The following is a 591-nucleotide window of genomic DNA, read 5'->3' as shown; positions in this document are numbered from 1 at the left end:
CGCTCCTATGTAGCGACCGCGGCCAAGCACGGCATCGGTATGTTCGACGCCCTGGTCCACCTGGCCGAGGGCCGGTGCTGGATGCCCGAAACCGTCTGATCCTTCTCCGGGACACCTGAACAGTCACTTCTTCTTTTGGGCAGTGCGGGAACACGGCGGGCAATACACCCGCCGCGACCGCCATGAGTGCTGCCCGGAAGAACATCGCTTCGGAAATGGGCGAGGTGCCTCCGGCGGGTGCGGCTGGTGAGGTGCTGGATGTGATCTCGCAGGTGTGCGAGGACATGGAGCAGGCCCAGCTTGCGATGCTGCTGCGTCTGGCCCAGCTGGAAGCAGCCGGCACCCTGTTGGAGGCCGGTGGGCAAAGGTCGGTGCAGAACTGGCTGATCCACTCGGTGGGGATGGTCCCCGGTGAGGCCAACGGGCGCGCCGAGCTGGCCCGGCGCCTGTTCGCCCTGGAGCTTCCCGCCACCCGCCAGGGGTTGGACTCTGGGTTGTTGTCGATTGGGGAGGCGGTGGCGGTGTGCCGGGCCGCTGAGCGGGCGGTCAAGGCGCGCAACACCGGCCGCCACCCCGATGCCGGGGAGTTTC

At 67.9% G+C, this 591-nt stretch carries 1 pseudogene; it reads left to right on the top strand.

Going from position 1 to position 591, the window contains the following annotated elements:
* Positions 1-182: 182 nt before the first annotated feature.
* Positions 183-591 (top strand): annotated as a pseudogene (locus ACYVDG_RS32730) (HNH endonuclease signature motif containing protein); the annotation flags it as partial.

It is taken from the genome of Nocardiopsis oceani, assembly GCF_054777395.1.
Note: the sequence above shows the minus strand (reverse complement) of the source record. Positions and strands in the feature narration are given on the sequence as shown.